Consider the following 14,964-nt stretch of genomic DNA (forward strand, 5'->3'; position numbering starts at 1 on the left):
GCGCTGCCCGACTGGACCGGACCGGACGCCGAAGCCTGGCCGCTGCCCGTTCGGCTCGCCGCCGGGCTGCTCGACGCCGTGCTGACCGGCTCGGCCGGCGACGACCGCCGGGCCGGGCGGATCCTGGAGCAGGTGCTGGACCTGGCCGAGCCGGAGGGCTGCCGGCGGGTCTTCACCCGCGCCGAGCCGGGCGTCCGCGACCTGCTCGCCGCGCACCTGGACTCCGGCACGGCGCACTGGGCGACGGTGAGCGATCTGGTCCGGGGGGCCGACGAGCGGCGGGCCGACGAGCCGCCGGAGCGCCCGGCCGCCCCGGAGCGGACGCTGGACGAACCGCTCACCGAGCGGGAGCTGACCATCCTGCGGTACCTGCAGAGCATCCTGTCCAACGTGGAGATCGCCAGCGAGCTGTCGCTGTCGGTCAACACGGTCAAGACCCACGTGCGCAACATCTACCGCAAGCTCGACGCGACCCGCCGGCGGGAGGCCGTCCGGCGGGCGCGCGAACTGCGACTGATCTGACCGGCGGGGCCGGCGGCCGGGGCGGGGCTAGGCGGTCGCGGCGGCGTCCACGGCGGCCAGCAGCTCCGCCAGGTCGTAGCCACCGTCGTGGCGGATCTCGTTGACGAAGAGCGTCGGGGTCCCGGTGACCCCGCTGCGGATCCCGCCCACGAAGTCCTGCCGGACCCGGTCGGCGTGAACCTGCCGCCCCACCTCCGCGCCGACCTCCTCGGGCGGCAGCCCGAGCTGCTCGACGCCGAGCGACAGGTGCACCGGATCGAGTTGGTCCTGGTGCTCGTAGAGCCAGTCGTGCATCTCCCAGAACCGCCCCCGCCGGCCGGCCGCCTCGGCGGTCTCCGCCGCGCCCTCCGCGTACGGGTGGACGTTGGCGATGGGGAAGTGCCGGTAGACCAGCCGGACGGTGTCGGCGCGCTGGCGCAGCACCTCCGCCAGGTTGCGGTACGCGGCCCCGCAGAACCGGCACTGGAAGTCGCCGTACTCCACGAGGGTGACCGGCGCGTCGGCCGGCCCGCGGACGTGGTCCATCCCGGTCACCGGGAGCCCCAGCCGGGCGGTGCTGACCTGCAGTGGGGTGGTCATGCCTCCCACCCTCGCCCGCGACGGGGTGAGCCGGGATCACCCGGCCCGGGTGGTCCGGTTCACCGCCCGACGGTCACGTGGTTGTGCACCTCCCGGATGCCGGGGGCGCTCCACACCACCCGCTCGATGTCCTCGCGCTCGCCGGCCGAGTGGACCAGCCCTTCCAGCAGCACGGTGTCGCCGTGCACCCGGACGCTGACGCCCTCCGCCTCGGTGGCGCCGTTGCGGGCCAGCGCGTCCACGATCCGCTCGGCCAGCTCGCGCCCGTCGGGGCGGGCGCTGGGCCGCACGGTGATGCCGTTGCTCACCCCGCGTACGCCGGTGAGCCGGGCGACCGACCGCTCGGCGGCCCGGCGCTGGTACTCCCACTCGACCTCGCCGTGCAGGGTGACCCAGCCGTCGGCGACGGTCACGTTCAGCGCCTCGATCGGCACGAACGCGTCCCACTCCAGGGCGCGGCTCGCCGCGGTGGCGATCTCCGGGTCGCTCTTCTCGGCCGAGGTGGCGATCCGGACGGCGAGGTCGTTGGCGACCGCCCGGACCCGGGGCACCCGGTGGGCGGCCCGCTCGGCGGCCCACTTCTTGGCGTAGCTGTCCACCCAGCCGCTCAGCGTCACCACCCCCTCGGTGACGGTCACCCCGATCTCGTTGGGGCGTACCCGGGGCTCCCAGGTCAGCTCGTCGAGGACGGCCGACTGGATCTCCTGGTCGGTGCGGGTGGTCGTCGCGGTGGCCATGCTGGCCTCCCCTCCCGGGATCGGTTCGCGGTCCGCCGGGCTCCGCCGGCACGGAGTCCCGCAACCCCGATCCTGTGCGCGCCCCGGGTGACCCGCCCTCACCCGATCCGGGTGGACCGCATCCCTGGGAGCGCTTCCAAACTCCGGATCCAGCGGTTAAGGTGAATGTCCCTCGGCTGTGGGAGCCAAGCACGCCGACGGGGAGCCCGGGCAGCTCCCCGACATCCCCCGACTCGTCAGGGCACGGTCGCCCACCGACCGCGCGCGCGTCGCTCCCCGTCCCACCACCCGGGCAACCGAGAGGAACCGCCCATGCGCAGGAGTCTCGCCGGCGTGGCCGCCGCCGCGCTGGCCGCCACGGCGGCCGCCGTCGTCGTGCAGTTCGCCGCCGCACCCGCCACCCCGGCCGCCGCCGCCTCGGCCGAGCCGTACAGCTGGAAGAACGTCCGGATCGACGGCGGCGGCTTCGTCCCCGGCATCATCTTCAACCAGACCGAGAAGAACCTCATCTACGCGCGCACCGACATCGGCGGGGCGTACCGCTGGGAGCAGTCGACCCAGTCCTGGACGCCGCTGCTGGACTGGGTCGGCGCCGACCGGTGGGGCTGGAACGGCGTGGTCAGCATCGCCACCGACCCGGTGCAGACCAACCGGGTGTACGCCGCGGTCGGCATGTACACCAACGACTGGGACCCGAACAACGGGGCCATCCTGCGCTCCACCGACAAGGGCGCCACCTGGCAGGCCACCGCGCTGCCGTTCAAGAACGGCGGCAACATGCCCGGCCGCGGCATGGGGGAGCGGCTCGCCGTGGACCCGAACCGGAACAGCATCGTCTACTACGGCGCCGAGGGCGGCAACGGCCTGTGGCGCAGCACCGACCACGGGGTGACCTGGGCCAGGGTGACCAGCTTTCCCAACGTCGGCAACTACCGGGCCGACCCGAACGACAGCTCCGGCTACCAGAGCCAGAACCAGGGCCTGACCTGGGTCAGCTTCGACAAGAGCACGGGTACGCCCGGCAGCGCCACGCAGACCGTCTACGTCGGCGTGGCCGACAAGCAGAACCCCGTCTACCGCAGCACCGACGGCGGCGCCACCTGGGAGCGGATCCCCGGCCAGCCCACCGGTTACCTGGCCCACAAGGGTGTGGTCGACCCGGTCGGCGGCTACCTCTACATCGCCACCAGCGACACCGGCGGCCCGTACGACGGCGGCAAGGGCGACGTGTGGAAGTTCAACCGGGCCACCGGCGCCTGGGCACAGATCAGCCCGGTCCCGTCGTCCAGCGCCGACGCCTACTTCGGCTACTCCGGGCTGACCATCGACCGGCAACGCCCGAACACCCTGATGGTCGCCACCCAGGTCTCCTGGTGGCCGGACGCCATCTTCTGGCGCAGCACCGACGGCGGCGCCACCTGGAGCCGGATCTGGGACTTCGCCGGCTACCCGACCCGCGCCAAGAAGTACACGATGGACGTCTCCTCGGTGCCCTGGCTGACCTTCGGCACCAATCCGTCCCCGCCGGAGGAGAGCCCGAAGCTGGGCTGGATGAACGAGTCGCTGGAGATCGACCCGTTCGACAGCAACCGGATGATGTACGGCACCGGCGCCACCGTCTACGGCACCACCGACCTGACGAAATGGGACACCGGCGGCCAGGTCACCATCCGGCCGATGGTGAGGGGGCTGGAGGAGACGGCGGTGCTCGACCTGGTCAGCCCGCCCTCGGGCGCGCCGCTGCTCAGCGCGCTCGGGGACATCGGCGGTTTCCGCCACGCCGACCTGGCCGCGGTGCCGCCGATGATGTTCACCCAGCCGGTCTTCACCAGCACCACCAGCCTCGACTACGCCGAGGCCAAGCCGGCGGTGCTGGTCCGGGCCGGCAACTTCACCGACGCCGATCGCCCCAACGACAGCCACGTGGCGTTCTCCACCGACGGCGGGGCGAACTGGTTCCAGGGCAGCGAGCCGTCCGGCATCAACAGCGGCGGCACGGTGGCCGCCTCCGCCGACGGCAGCCAGTTCGTCTGGGCACCCGGGGACGCCGGCCAGCAGGTGGTCCGCTCGGTCGGCTTCGGCACCTCGTGGACCGCCGCGACCGGCATCCCGGCCAACGCCGTCGTGGAGTCCGACCGGGTCAACCCGAACACGTTCTACGGCGTCAGCGGCGGGAAGTTCCACGTCAGCACCAACGGCGGCGCGAGCTTCAGCGCCACCGCGGCGAGCGGCCTGCCGACGAGCGGGGCCAAGGTCAAGGCCGTGCCGGGCCGGGAGGGTGACGTCTGGCTGGCCGGCGAGGGCGGGCTGTGGCACTCCACCGACTCCGGCGCGAGCTTCACCAAGCTGGCGGGCGTCACCTCGACGGTCAACGTGGGGTTCGGCAAGGCGGCGCCCGGGCAGACGTACCCGGCGCTGTTCACCGTGGGCACCGTGGACGGCAGGCACGGCGTCTACCGCTCGGACAACGCCGGCGCGGCCTGGGTGCGGATCAACGACGACCAGCACCAGTACGGCAACGCGGGCGAGGCGCTCACCGGCGACCCGCGGGTCCACGGCCGGGTCTACCTGGGCACCAACGGCCGGGGCATCCTGGTCGCGGACCGGCTCGGCGGCACGCCGAGCCCGACGCCCACCTCGGCGAGCCCGTCGCCGACCTCGCCCAGCCCGACGCCGACCTCGCCCAGCCCGTCGCCCACCGGTGGCGGCTGCACGGCCACGTACGCGGTGACGAACTCCTGGCCGGGCGGCTTCCAGGGCGAGGTGACGGTGCGCAACTCCGGCACCGCCCCGATCGCCGGGTGGACGGTCACCTGGACCTTCCCGGACGGCCAGCGGATCACCCAGCTCTGGAACGGGTCGTACACGCAGACCGGCTCGGCCGTGACGGTCCGGGACGCCGGCTGGAACGGCAACCTCGGCGTCGGCGGGGTCACCACGGTCGGCTTCACCGGCACCTACCCGGGCGCGAACCGCGCCCCGACGCCCTCCTGCACCGCCCGCTGAGCACACCGCACACACGACGGTGGCCGTCCCCGACGTCCGGGGGCGGCCACCGTCGCGTCGGGTTCAGCCGTCGAGGCCGGCGGGGGAGTTGGGGCGGTCGACGTCCACGAACTCGATCTCGTCGACATCCCGCTCCCGGCTGCCGGCGGCCCGCGCGGCGGTGCCGGCGGCCCAGCCGATCGCCGCGCCGGCCAGCGCCGCGGCGATCAGCAGCGTCCAGGGCAGCGCCGGCCGGCGGCCGGCGAGCGCGTCGAAGGCGAGGCTGGCCCGGCGGCGGGCCTCCTCGGCGGCGGACCCGACCAGGTCGGTGGCGTCGTCGGCGAGGCCGGAGGAGTTGCGGCGGGCCGAGCGGGCGGCGTCCCGCACGCTGTCGCCGGCGGTGCCGACGGCGGAGAGCAGGTGCTGCCACGCCTGGTCGGCGACCCGCTCGGGCTTGCTGCGGCGGTCCAGCAGGGTGGATCCGAACATCGTGTTACCTCCTCGGGGTGCCGGAGTCCGGCGGCCGGTTCGGACTCCGTGTCGTCGCGCGTGACGGTTCGCTCACCGGAGCAGTGCCCCGACCGGACCCGGCGCAAACCCCCGGGTGGGGCGGCTGACACCGACCGGGGTCCGCGTGGGACGAACCACTCGAACGCGCCGGGGTCGGGTGCCACCCGGGCGAGCGCCGGCCCGCTACCCTGGGTCGGCGGATCGGCCGGGACCGGACCGGTCGATCGACCGGTTGGGATCCGCGCCGCAGGGAAATAGGAGCCCGGAGGTCCGGATTGGGATGCCCAGGTGTGCCCAGTCCGCGAATTGCTCATCCCGAGGGGTGGCGACCGAGGCCGTCGGAGGAATACTCTCGGTCGCGGCCCGCGTACTGATGAGGCGCCCAGTTGGGCGAGTGGAGGTGCTCGCGTGAGCCTGTCGATCGTGAAGTCGGTGCTGTCGGGTGGTGTCGTCCAGATCGCCCCGCGTGGGGAGATCGACGTCGACACCGCGTACGAGGTGCGGGAAGCGATTGCCGAGGTGCTCGCCAAGGGCCGCCCCTCCCGGATCGAGCTCAACATGCGGCTCGTCACCTTCATCGACTCGGTCGGCATCAGCGCCATGGTCGCCGGCTTCCAGACCTGCGAGGTCAGCGGCGTCAAGCTGGTGGTCACCGAGCCGAGCCGGTTCGTGCACCGGCAGCTCTGGGTGACCGGCCTGCTCGGCCTCTTCGGCGCGCCCGAGCCCTGGTTCGCCGACAGCACCCCCGAGGTGCTCCCCGGCGCCTGATCCGCCCCCACCCTCGTTGTAGCCGCCAGGGACTTCCGACCCGTTGCCAGCCCGGCTCCCGTACGGGACGATCGTGCGAACTCACGACGGCGAGGGGGTACCGCTTGCTCAGCAGCGACAGCTTCAGCTACACCGTGCAGGCCCGGTGCACCCGGGCGCACGCGGTGGCCCTGCTCGGCGACCTGAGCCGGCAGGGCGAGCTGCATCCGCTGATCGTCCGGGTCCGGCAACTGCCGCCCCGCCCGGGCGCGCTCGCCAGCTACGCCATCACCGACCGGCTGGCGCTCGGCCCGCTGCACTTCCCGGTCACCTACCAGGCCGACGTGCTGATCGCCAACGAGGACGAGGTGGTCACCGTGGCCCGGCAGCAGCCGGCCACCACGGTGCGAAACCACACCCGGCTCCGCGACGAGCCCGACGGGGTGGTGCGGATCGACGTGGAGATCACCCTCTCCGCGCCGGCACCCCTGTTCGGGTACGCCTTCCGGCAGGCCCGGGCGGCGCACCTCGGGCTGGCCAGCCGGCTCGGCGCCACCCTGGAGGGGCAGGCGGCCTGACTCAGCCGGGTCGTCCGGCGGCCACCGGTCGACGGGCCGCCGGGCGGGCCGGCCGCAGCCGCCCCCACGGCTTGTACGTGGACAGCACGGTGACGACGAGCAGCAGCGTGCTGGAGGCGGTCGGTGCGACCACCAGGTCGACGCGCAGGTGGGCGTCGGCCGCCCCGGCCAGCTCGCCGAGATGGCGGATCCGCGGGGTGAGCAGTAGCAGCACCAGCGTGAGCACCACCGTGGTGACGGCGAACTTCACCAGCACCCAGCGCCAGCGCAGCAGCCCCCACGGGGTGAGCAGCGCACTGGCCAGCCCGACCAGCCAGACCACCACGCTCAGCGGGGCGAACAGCCAGGTGACCAGGAGCGCGGCCGCCGGATAGACCACCTCGGGGTCGGCCCCGCGCAGCCCGGCCACGCCGAGGGCGAGCAGCACCAGGTCGGCGCCGAGCCAGCCCAGCGAGGTGACCAGGTGCAGGGTGAGCAGGGCCTTGCGCCCGGCGGGGGAGAGTCGACCAGTCATGCCCCCGATGCTCGGCCCTGGCCGGCGCCGCGTCGTGGGCCGCGCGGCGACACCCGGCGTACGTCGTGGGGCGTAGGCCGGGTGCCGCCGGGGCGGTCAGTACACCGACAGGTGCACGTGGTTGGTGTGGTCGCTGGACGGGTCGCCGTTGCCGCCGCTGTACGCCTTCCAGCCGCTGCTGGGCAGCCAGATCTGCTTGTACCAGATCACGTAGAGGACGGCGAGCGGGTCGGCGTTGCGGACGAAGTAGGCGGCGAGGTTGTTGCCGTAGGTCCGGTCGCCGCCGGTGGCCACGCCGCCGAAGCCGTCCTTCTGCGCGGCGAAGTCGCAGGCCCGCCCCTTCGGGTGCTCGCCCGAGCCGCTGGGCCGGTAGCAGGAGACGTACCGGGTGAAGCCGGCCGCCTTGGCCTGCTGGAGCGCGTGCAGCGTACGCGGGGTGATGCAGCCGTCGGCGGGCGTCGGGTCGTTGACGCTGCACGACTCCGGCGGCCAGGAGCCGTCGGCGTTGCGCGGGGCCGGCTTGGCGTTCGCCGAGGAGGTGCCCTGCACGCTGCCGCCGCCGCTGCTCGATGCCCGGTCGTTCGCCACCTCCAGGGCGCGTTCGGCCTGCTGCTTGCGCTTGGCCATCACGGCGACCTGCTTGCGCTGCTCCCGGATCTCGCCGGTGAGCGCGGCCTGGGTGCGGTTGGCCTCGTCCCGGGTCTCGATCAGGTCGCGCAGCACCCGGTCCTCGTGCGCGGCCACCTGCTCCAGCGCCGCCGCGCGGTCCATGAAGCCCTGCGGGCTGCTGCTGTCGAGCAGGGCCGCGGCCGTGCCCATCCGCCCGGCCCGGTACGCCACCCCGGCGATCTCGCCGACCTTGGCGTCCCGGACGGTCAACTCGGCGTTGACCGTCTTGAGCTGGGCGGTGAGCTGCTGTTGCCGGGTCACCGAGCGGTTGAGCGCGGCCCGCGCCTCCAGCCAGCCCTTGCTGGCCGCGTCGAGCTGGGCGCGCAGCGCCGGCGTGCCGCCCTCGTCGTCGCCGGGTGCGGCGGCGAGCAGGCCGGTCGGGGAAGCCGCCGAAGCGGGTGCGGCGGCGAGCAGGCCGGTCGGGGAAGCCGCCGAAGCGGGTGCGGCGGCGAGCAGGCCGGTCGGGGAAGCCACCGCACCCGCTGAAGCGGGGGAGACCGGCGCGGTCACGACGCCGAGGGCGAGCGTCGCGACGAGCAGGGCCGCCAACCGGGCGACCGTCCGTCGTACAGGTGCCACTGGGGGCATTCACGTGTCCTTCCGTCAACCGCCGACCGGGTTAGCTGACGGGTTCGGGACGGAAGATCCCTACCGCTGACGCGGATGCACCCCACGAACGTGGTTCCCCGGCTCGCCCCTGCGGGCGATTAGGCGCCGGCCACCGCAGGCGCCGGTGGGCGCCGCCCGGCGGAGGCCGCGACCGAGCCTACCGGCGCTGTCCGGGGCCGGCTCCGCTGGTGGGAGCCGGTGGCCCGGTCAAAACCGGCATAAGTGCACAATAGCCACTTGGATTTAAGATTGCCCTAATTACCACTCGACCGCACCACAGGCCCCGGGGGACGCTCCGGGTTCGATCTGTAACGTCGCGTGGTCGATCGAGAAGTCCTCGTGCAGGGCGGCCCGGGCGGCGGCCAGCACCTCGCCGACCTCGGCCCCCGGGGCCATGGTCAGGTGTGCCGAGGCCACCTCCATGCCGGACGTGAGCGTCCAGACGTGCAGGTCGTGCACCTCGGCGACGCCGGGCACCGCGGCCAGCCGGTCGTGCACCGCGGTCACCTGGAGGTGCTCCGGGGCGGCCTGCACCAGGATCCGCACCGCGGCCCGGCCGAGCCGCCACGTACGCGGCAGGATGAACAGCCCGATCGCCACGGCGACCAGCGGGTCGGCCCACCACCAGTCGGTGACCGCGATGACCACGGCGGCGCCGATCACCCCGAGCGAGCCGAGCAGGTCGCCCAGCACCTCCAGGTACGCCCCCCGCAGGTTGATGCTCTCCTCCGCGCCGGCGCGCAGCAGCGCGAACGCGGCGATGTTGGCGAGCAGGCCGAGCACCGCCACGGCGAGCATCGGCCCGGCGAGCACCTCCGGCGGCTCGCCGAACCGGCGTACCGCCTCGATCACGACGTAGACGGCCACGGCGCCGAGCAGCACCGCGTTGGCCAGCGCGGCCAGCACCTCCAGCCGGTAGAGCCCGAAGGTGCGCTGCGGGTCGGTGTCCGCGTGCCGGGTGGCGGTGATCGCGGCGAGCGCCATGCCGATGCCGAGGACGTCGGTGAACATGTGCCCGGCGTCGGAGAGGAGGGCCAGCGAGCCGGTGGCGAACGCGGCCACCGCCTCGACCACCATCAGGGCGGTGAGCAGCGCGAAGGCACCCCAGAGTCGACCCCGGTGGCGGTGCGCGGCGTTGGCCACCGCGCCGCTGTGGTCATGACCTGCGCCCACGCCCACACCCTCTCGTCCGTCGCCCCGGCCGGGCTCAATCTATGCTCACATCGCTATATGTGCAAGTGAAGGCCGGGGGCGGGGAGCCGTCGTCAGCCGACCGGGTCGAGCGTGGTCAGGCGCTGGGTGGCCCGGGAGAGCGCCACGTAGAGGGTGCGGACGCCCGACCCCGGATCGGCCCGGATCTCGCTCGGGGCGACCAGCACGACCCCGTCGTACTCCATGCCCTTGGCCTGGAGGCTGGTCACCACCTGGAGCCGGCCGCCGAGGTCACCCAGCCAGCCGGCCACCTCGTCCCGGCGCGGCACCGGCGTGATCACCCCCACCGTGCCCTCGACCTCGGCCAGCAGCGCGCGGGCCGCCGCCGCGGTGGCGGCGGCCAGGTCGGCGGCGGGCACGGTCCGCTCGACCGGTGCCACGCCGGTGGAGCGGACCGCGGTGGGCAGGGCGAGGTCCGGGTGCACGCGGTGGATCTCCGCGGCCGCCACCGCGAAGATCTCGGCCGAGTTGCGGTAGTTGGTGGTCAGCTCGTACCGGTGCCGGCGGCGCCGGCCCAGCGCCTGGTCCCGGGCCCGCGCCAGCTCCTGCGGGTCGCCGGTCCAGGCGGTCTGCGCCGGGTCGCCCACCACCGTCCAGGAGGCCAGCCGGCCCCGCCGGCCGATCATCCGCCACTGCATCGGCGAGACGTCCTGCGACTCGTCGACCACCACGTGGGCGTAGTCGCGGTAGTCCTCGGGGCGCTCCCGGGCTGCGGCCCGGGCGGCCCGCTGCCGGTCGGCGAACGTGCTCAGCTCGCGGACGCCGCCGGCCAGCTGGAACGGGTCCCGCTTCGGCTTCGCCCGCTGCACCGGCCGGCCGAGCAGCGCGTCCAGCTCGTCCAGCAGCGCCACGTCGGCGATGGTCGGCCCCTCGGCGCCCAGGCTCCGGTACGCCCCGGTCAGCAGCCGGATCTCGGCCCCGGAGAGGACGCCACCGGCGTACCGGCGCAGCCGCTCCGGGCGGGCCAGCCAGCCCAGCACGTGGCGCGGGTGCAGTCGGGGCCACCAGGCCTTGAGGAACTCGCGGAACTCCGGCCGCTCGATGATCTCGTCCTCGAAGGCGGGCTGCTCCGGCAGCCGGCCGATCCGCAGCCCGCGGGCCTGCGCCCAGAGGGCGGCGAGGACCGCGTCGAAGGCCGCCCGGCGCACCTCGTTGCGGCGCGCGCCACGGGACAGCGTCCGGTCCCGGATCGCGTCCAGCTCGGCGCGCTCCAGCCGGAGCAGCTCGCCCCGGTAGAGCAGGCGCAGCTCGGCGGGGGAGTCGGGCACCGCGTCCCGGACCGCGCGCTCCAGCACCCGGCGCATCCGCAGCGAACCCTTCACGGCCGCCACCTCGGGCGGATCCGTCCGGGTCACCGAGACCCCGGGAAAGAGCGAGCCGAGCGAGTGCAGGGTGGCCGTCTCCTCGCCGAGCGAGGGGAGCACCGAGGCGATGTACTGGACGAACACGCTCGACGGGCCGACCACCAGGATGCCCCCGCCGGCGTAGCGGGCCCGGTCGGAGTAGAGCAGGTAGGCGGCCCGGTGCAGGGCCACCGCGGTCTTGCCGGTGCCCGGGCCGCCGGAGACGATCGTGACGCCGTTGCCGGGGGAGCGGATCGCCTCGTCCTGCTCCCGCTGGATGGTGGCGACGATGTCCCGCATGCCGTGCCCGGTGGCCCGGGAGAGGGTGGCCAGCAGCGCGCCGTCGCCGACCACCGCCATGTCCGGCGGCGCCGACTCCGGGTCCAGCAGGTCGTCCTCGATCCGGGTGATCCGCTCCGCCGACGACTGGATCGTGCGCCGCCGCACCACGCCACGCGGCTCGGCCGGCGTGGCCTGGTAGAACGCGGCGGCGGCCGGCGCCCGCCAGTCCACCACCAGCGTCTCGGCGTTCTCGCCGCGCACCCCGAGCCGCCCCACGTGCAGCACCTGCCCGGTACGCAGGTCCAGCCGGCCGAAGACCAGTCCCTCGTGCTCCGCGTCCAGCACGTGCCGGCGCTGCGCCGCGTGGAAGACCATCGCGTCCCGCTCGACCAGCGCGCCGAAGTTGCCGACCCGGGCCAGCCGGTAGCCCTCCCGCTCGGCGTCGGCGGCCGACCGACGCAGTTCCGCCAGCCGGGCGTACACCCGGTCGAGATGCCGCTGTTCGGCGGCGATCTCCCGTTCCAGGGTGGTCTGGTCGCTCAACGCGGGGGCTCCTGTGCTCAGACGGCGGGCTGAATGAGGGTACGGGCTGCCCACGCGCCCCCTCGCGGGGCCATGCCGCTGCCCGCGGCCCGCCGGTGCCGGTTGCCCGTTATCCGGGCGTTCCCACCCGCTGCCCGGACGTGCCCGCGCCCGTCCCCGTGAGCACCTGGTGCAACACCCCGGCGACGGCGCCGTTCACCTCCTCGGGGCGCTCCATCATCAGCATGTGGCCGGCGCCCGGGCAGACGGTCAGCTCGGTGGTGGGCAGCGCCGCGGCGATCGACTCGGCGCAGGGCGGCGGGGTGAGCCGGTCCCGGTCGCCGACCAGCGCGGCGGCCGGCAGCCGGCCCAGCGCCGCGAGGGTGTCCAGCCGGTGCTGGGCCCCGATCGAGGCGCGGAACCCGCCGATCGAGCGCAGCGAGGCGTGCGCCACCGCCGAGGTGACCAGCCGGATGTCGGCGGGTTCGCAGCGGTCGCCGAAGAGCATCCAGCGGATGCTCGGGCGCAGCGCGCGCAGCAGCGCGTGCGGCGGGCGCCAGGCGCCGCAGCGGGCCAGCACCCCGGCCCCGGTGGTCTCCGCGAGCCGGATCAGCCGGGCGATCCGGGGGGAGAGCCCGTAGACGGTGTGGGTGTGCCCCTCGGCGGTGGTCGAGACGAAGACCAGGCCGGCCGTGCGGGCGGCGAAGTGGTCGGGGTGGCGGTGGGCGTACTCCATCACGGTCATCCCGCCCATCGAGTGCCCGACCAGCACGACCTTCCCGGACGGGACGAGCTGGTCGACCACGGCGGCCAGGTCGTCGCCGAGCTGGGCCACGGTGGCGGTGCGCAGCGCCATGCAGCTCGACCGGCCGTGCCCACGGGCGTCGTAGGTCACCACCCGGGCCCGGTCGCCGAAGCGGTCGCGCAGGTCGGCGAGCTGCCGGTGCCAGCTGCGCCCGTCCAGCGTCCAGCCGTGCAGCAGGATCGCGGTGACCTCGGCGTCGACCGGCCCGGTCGCCGCCACGTGCAGGCGTACGCCGTCAGGAAGCCGCACCTCCAGGTGCTCCGGCATGGGTCCACCTCCCCCGGGCCGACCGGTGTCTGTCGCACCGGAGTGACCCGGCGGTAACACCGGCGTACCCGTCATGACAGCACGGCAACCGGGGTGGTGAGAAGATTCGCAACCCGGCTCGCGGCGTCGGATCGGTGACCAGGCTGGAGGGCATGCCGCCCACCCCCGCCGCCCGGACACCCCGGACCGCCCTGGCCGAGCTGCTCGCCGGCAACCGGCGCTTCGTCAGCGGGCAGCCGGTGCACGGCCACGACGTGACCGCCGCCGCGGCAGTGGCCTCCGGCGACCAGCAGCCGTACGCGGTGGTGCTGGGCTGCATCGACTCCCGGGTGCCGCTGGAGGCGATCTTCGACCAGACGTTCGGCTCGATCTGCGTGATCCGCACGGGCGCGCACGTGATCGACCGGGCGGTCTGCGGCTCGATCGAGTACGTGGTGGGGCAGCTCGGCGTGCGGCTGGTGATGGTGCTGGGGCACGAGCGCTGCGGCGCGGTCGGCTCGGCGGTCGACGCGCTGCGCACCGGCCGGCGGCCGGGCGGCTCGCTGGGCTACGTGGTGGACCGGATCGCGCCGGCGGTGCACGAGGTCGGCGCGGACGACCCGGACGCCCACCGGCTCGCCATCCGCCGGCACGTCCGGCGCACGGTGGGCATCCTGCGCGCCGACGACCTGCTGGCCGGCCCGGTGGCGGCCGGGGAGGTCGCCGTGGTGGGCGCCCTCTACGACCTGGCCACCGGCGAGGTGGCGTTGCTGCCCGAGGAGCCGGAGAGACAGAACCGCCCGCCGGGGTGACCCCGGCGGGCGGTTCCTGGTGTCGCGGGTGAGGGCGCTCAGCCCTCGAAGACGCCGGCCTCGACGAGACGCTTCTCGGTCTTGTCCCAGCCGTGGTCCGGGTGGGTGGCGGCGAGAGCGTTGATCTCGGCGCGGACCTTGGCGGCGTGGCCGGCGGCGGCCAGCACCCGGATCTCCTCGACGAAGGCCTCGGAGTCGGTGCGCAGGTGCGCGGTCTTGCCGTTGGTCAGGTTGCGCACGTAGGCGTGCTTGCCGCCGTTCAGCGGGATCAGGTACTTGAACTCGCCCAGAACGCTGAGGGCGCCACCCTGGCCAGCCTGGCCGGCCCGGACTGACGCGCGCGCGGTCTTAGAGGTGTTGCTCGCCACGGAGGTACTCCTTGCAGACGTACGGGAGGACGGAAAACGTCCGGGGGCTGATGTGCGGTTTGACGCCCGGGGTGAGCGTCAGCCCGCGAAGACGTGCGGCGGCACAGAACCGCCCAGAGAACTGTACACGACCACGACGCCTGGCTGGTCGTCGCGCCGTCAGGGAGCACAACCGGGTCAGCCGCCCGGGTATTTCCCGGCCCCCGGGCCCGGCGAATTTTCCGATTCGCTGGCGCACCATCCGTCACACGGGTCATCATGTGTTGCAGAGGCCACTCGCGTGGACGAGGTCGTAGGGGAAGACGCACCTCGGCTCACCGGGAGGTCACCGTGCCAACGCGTGGCGTCGTATACGTCCACTCGACCCCGCTCGCCGTGTGCTCGCACGTCGAGTGGGCGATCGCGCGCGTCCTCGCCGCGCCGGTCAACCTGCGCTGGACGGCCCAGCCCGTCGATCCCGGGGCGCGGCGCGCCGAGTGCGGGTGGACCGGCAGCCCGGGGACGGGCGCCGAGCTGGCTGCTGCCCTCCGGCAGTGGCCCATGATCCGTTTCGAGGTGACCGAGGAGCCCAGCCCGGGGGTCGACGGCGAGCGCTTCATGTACGTCCCGGGGCGCGGCCTGTTCCGGGCCACCGTCGGCGCGGCCGGCGACATCCAGCTCGGCGAGGACCGGCTCCGCAGCATCATGGCCTCCGCCCGGGCCCCGGAGGCGCTGGCGCACGCCCTGGACAAGGCCCTCGGCACCGCCTGGGACGCCGAACTGGAGCCCTACCGGTACGCCGGGGACGGCGCGCCGGTGACGCTGCTCACCCGGGTGGGGTGACGGAAGACCAAGTTGCCCCGATACGGTGGGGCCCGTGTCGATTTCCCCGCGTCGCGCCGGCGTCGCGCTCGCCGCACTGACCGCGCTCCTCGTCTCCGGGTG

15 protein-coding genes and 1 riboswitch are annotated in these 14,964 nt (G+C 74.2%); of the genes, 6 read left to right on the forward strand and 9 right to left on the reverse strand.

Annotated features, from left to right (window positions below):
- Nucleotides 1–522: helix-turn-helix transcriptional regulator (locus tag ACW0Q9_RS21575; protein WP_456184061.1), on the forward strand; the 522-nt coding region annotated here is incomplete at its 5' end.
- Nucleotides 523–549: 27 nt separating this feature from the next.
- Here ACW0Q9_RS21575 and ACW0Q9_RS21580 read toward each other — a convergent pair.
- Both ACW0Q9_RS21580 and ACW0Q9_RS21585 read right to left on the reverse strand, forming a co-directional pair.
- Nucleotides 550–1,101, reverse strand: a complete 552-nt coding sequence (locus ACW0Q9_RS21580; RefSeq protein ID WP_456184063.1) for a DsbA family protein — start codon at nucleotides 1,099–1,101, stop codon at nucleotides 550–552.
- Between the two features lie 59 nt (nucleotides 1,102–1,160).
- Nucleotides 1,161–1,838 (reverse strand): BON domain-containing protein, encoded by a 678-nt coding sequence (locus ACW0Q9_RS21585; protein ID WP_456184065.1) that lies wholly within the window; start codon nucleotides 1,836–1,838, stop codon nucleotides 1,161–1,163.
- Between the two features lie 312 nt (nucleotides 1,839–2,150).
- Between ACW0Q9_RS21585 and ACW0Q9_RS21590 the strand changes: the two genes are divergently transcribed.
- Nucleotides 2,151–4,844, forward strand: a complete 2,694-nt coding sequence (locus tag ACW0Q9_RS21590) for a cellulose binding domain-containing protein (protein ID WP_456184067.1) — start codon at nucleotides 2,151–2,153, stop codon at nucleotides 4,842–4,844.
- Between the two features lie 63 nt (nucleotides 4,845–4,907).
- Here ACW0Q9_RS21590 and ACW0Q9_RS21595 read toward each other — a convergent pair whose 3' ends face one another.
- Nucleotides 4,908–5,312, reverse strand: coding sequence for a hypothetical protein (locus ACW0Q9_RS21595; RefSeq protein WP_456184069.1), 405 nt, complete (start codon nucleotides 5,310–5,312; stop codon nucleotides 4,908–4,910).
- 429 nt (nucleotides 5,313–5,741) lie between these two features.
- Here ACW0Q9_RS21595 and ACW0Q9_RS21600 point away from each other — a divergent pair, with 429 nt between their 5' ends.
- Both ACW0Q9_RS21600 and ACW0Q9_RS21605 read left to right on the forward strand, forming a co-directional pair.
- A complete protein-coding gene (locus tag ACW0Q9_RS21600; protein ID WP_357341409.1) occupies nucleotides 5,742–6,101 on the forward strand; it encodes an STAS domain-containing protein in 360 nt (119 codons plus the stop codon).
- Between the two features lie 104 nt (nucleotides 6,102–6,205).
- The gene (locus tag ACW0Q9_RS21605) at nucleotides 6,206–6,658 is read left to right on the forward strand and encodes an SRPBCC family protein (RefSeq protein ID WP_456184071.1); all 453 of its coding nucleotides are present in this window, start codon (nucleotides 6,206–6,208) and stop codon (nucleotides 6,656–6,658) included.
- A 1-nt stretch (nucleotide 6,659) separates the two neighbouring features.
- On the opposite strand, the gene ACW0Q9_RS21610 is transcribed toward ACW0Q9_RS21605, so the two are convergent.
- The 5 genes from ACW0Q9_RS21610 to ACW0Q9_RS21630 all read right to left on the reverse strand — a co-directional run bounded on the left by ACW0Q9_RS21610 (nucleotide 6,660) and on the right by ACW0Q9_RS21630 (nucleotide 12,881).
- Nucleotides 6,660–7,172 carry a hypothetical protein gene (locus tag ACW0Q9_RS21610; protein ID WP_456184073.1) on the reverse strand — a complete coding sequence of 171 codons (513 nt, stop codon included), beginning with the start codon at nucleotides 7,170–7,172 and terminating at the stop codon, nucleotides 6,660–6,662.
- Between the two features lie 96 nt (nucleotides 7,173–7,268).
- Nucleotides 7,269–8,429 (reverse strand): coiled-coil domain-containing protein, encoded by a 1,161-nt coding sequence (locus ACW0Q9_RS21615; RefSeq protein WP_456184075.1) that lies wholly within the window; start codon nucleotides 8,427–8,429, stop codon nucleotides 7,269–7,271.
- A 5-nt stretch (nucleotides 8,430–8,434) separates the two neighbouring features.
- Nucleotides 8,435–8,565: riboswitch (cyclic di-AMP (ydaO/yuaA leader) on the reverse strand.
- A 143-nt stretch (nucleotides 8,566–8,708) separates the two neighbouring features.
- Entirely contained in the window at nucleotides 8,709–9,623 is a 915-nt protein-coding gene (locus tag ACW0Q9_RS21620; protein ID WP_456184077.1) for a cation diffusion facilitator family transporter, read from the reverse strand.
- 92 nt (nucleotides 9,624–9,715) lie between these two features.
- Entirely contained in the window at nucleotides 9,716–11,830 is a 2,115-nt protein-coding gene (locus tag ACW0Q9_RS21625) for a HelD family protein (protein WP_456184079.1), read from the reverse strand.
- Between the two features lie 109 nt (nucleotides 11,831–11,939).
- Nucleotides 11,940–12,881, reverse strand: a complete 942-nt coding sequence (locus tag ACW0Q9_RS21630) for an alpha/beta fold hydrolase (RefSeq protein WP_456184081.1) — start codon at nucleotides 12,879–12,881, stop codon at nucleotides 11,940–11,942.
- Nucleotides 12,882–13,033: 152 nt separating this feature from the next.
- On the opposite strand from ACW0Q9_RS21630, the gene ACW0Q9_RS21635 reads away from it, so the two are divergent.
- Nucleotides 13,034–13,672 (forward strand): carbonic anhydrase, encoded by a 639-nt coding sequence (locus ACW0Q9_RS21635; protein ID WP_456184085.1) that lies wholly within the window; start codon nucleotides 13,034–13,036, stop codon nucleotides 13,670–13,672.
- Nucleotides 13,673–13,710: 38 nt separating this feature from the next.
- On the opposite strand, the gene ACW0Q9_RS21640 is transcribed toward ACW0Q9_RS21635, so the two are convergent.
- On the reverse strand, nucleotides 13,711–14,040 hold the full coding sequence (locus ACW0Q9_RS21640; protein WP_151463449.1) for a hypothetical protein: 330 nt from the start codon (nucleotides 14,038–14,040) through the stop codon (nucleotides 13,711–13,713).
- Between the two features lie 330 nt (nucleotides 14,041–14,370).
- Here ACW0Q9_RS21640 and ACW0Q9_RS21645 point away from each other — a divergent pair, with 330 nt between their 5' ends.
- A complete protein-coding gene (locus ACW0Q9_RS21645; protein ID WP_456184083.1) occupies nucleotides 14,371–14,862 on the forward strand; it encodes a DUF3145 domain-containing protein in 492 nt (163 codons plus the stop codon).
- The last annotated feature ends 102 nt before the right edge of the window (nucleotides 14,863–14,964 follow it).

Source organism: Micromonospora sp. I033, from assembly GCF_053890995.1.

Excerpts from the sequence above, each read along its gene's own strand:
- ACW0Q9_RS21630 (WP_456184081.1), bottom strand. The coding sequence starts at position 12,881 with ATGCCGGAGCACCTGGAGGTGCGGCTTCCTGACGGCGTACGCCTGCAC.
- ACW0Q9_RS21590 (WP_456184067.1), top strand. The coding sequence starts at position 2,151 with ATGCGCAGGAGTCTCGCCGGCGTGGCCGCCGCCGCGCTGGCCGCCACG.
- ACW0Q9_RS21585 (WP_456184065.1), bottom strand. The coding sequence starts at position 1,838 with ATGGCCACCGCGACGACCACCCGCACCGACCAGGAGATCCAGTCGGCC.
- ACW0Q9_RS21595 (WP_456184069.1), bottom strand. The coding sequence starts at position 5,312 with ATGTTCGGATCCACCCTGCTGGACCGCCGCAGCAAGCCCGAGCGGGTC.
- ACW0Q9_RS21610 (WP_456184073.1), bottom strand. The coding sequence starts at position 7,172 with ATGACTGGTCGACTCTCCCCCGCCGGGCGCAAGGCCCTGCTCACCCTG.
- ACW0Q9_RS21615 (WP_456184075.1), bottom strand. The coding sequence starts at position 8,429 with ATGCCCCCAGTGGCACCTGTACGACGGACGGTCGCCCGGTTGGCGGCC.
- ACW0Q9_RS21635 (WP_456184085.1), top strand. The coding sequence starts at position 13,034 with ATGCCGCCCACCCCCGCCGCCCGGACACCCCGGACCGCCCTGGCCGAG.
- ACW0Q9_RS21580 (WP_456184063.1), bottom strand. The coding sequence starts at position 1,101 with ATGACCACCCCACTGCAGGTCAGCACCGCCCGGCTGGGGCTCCCGGTG.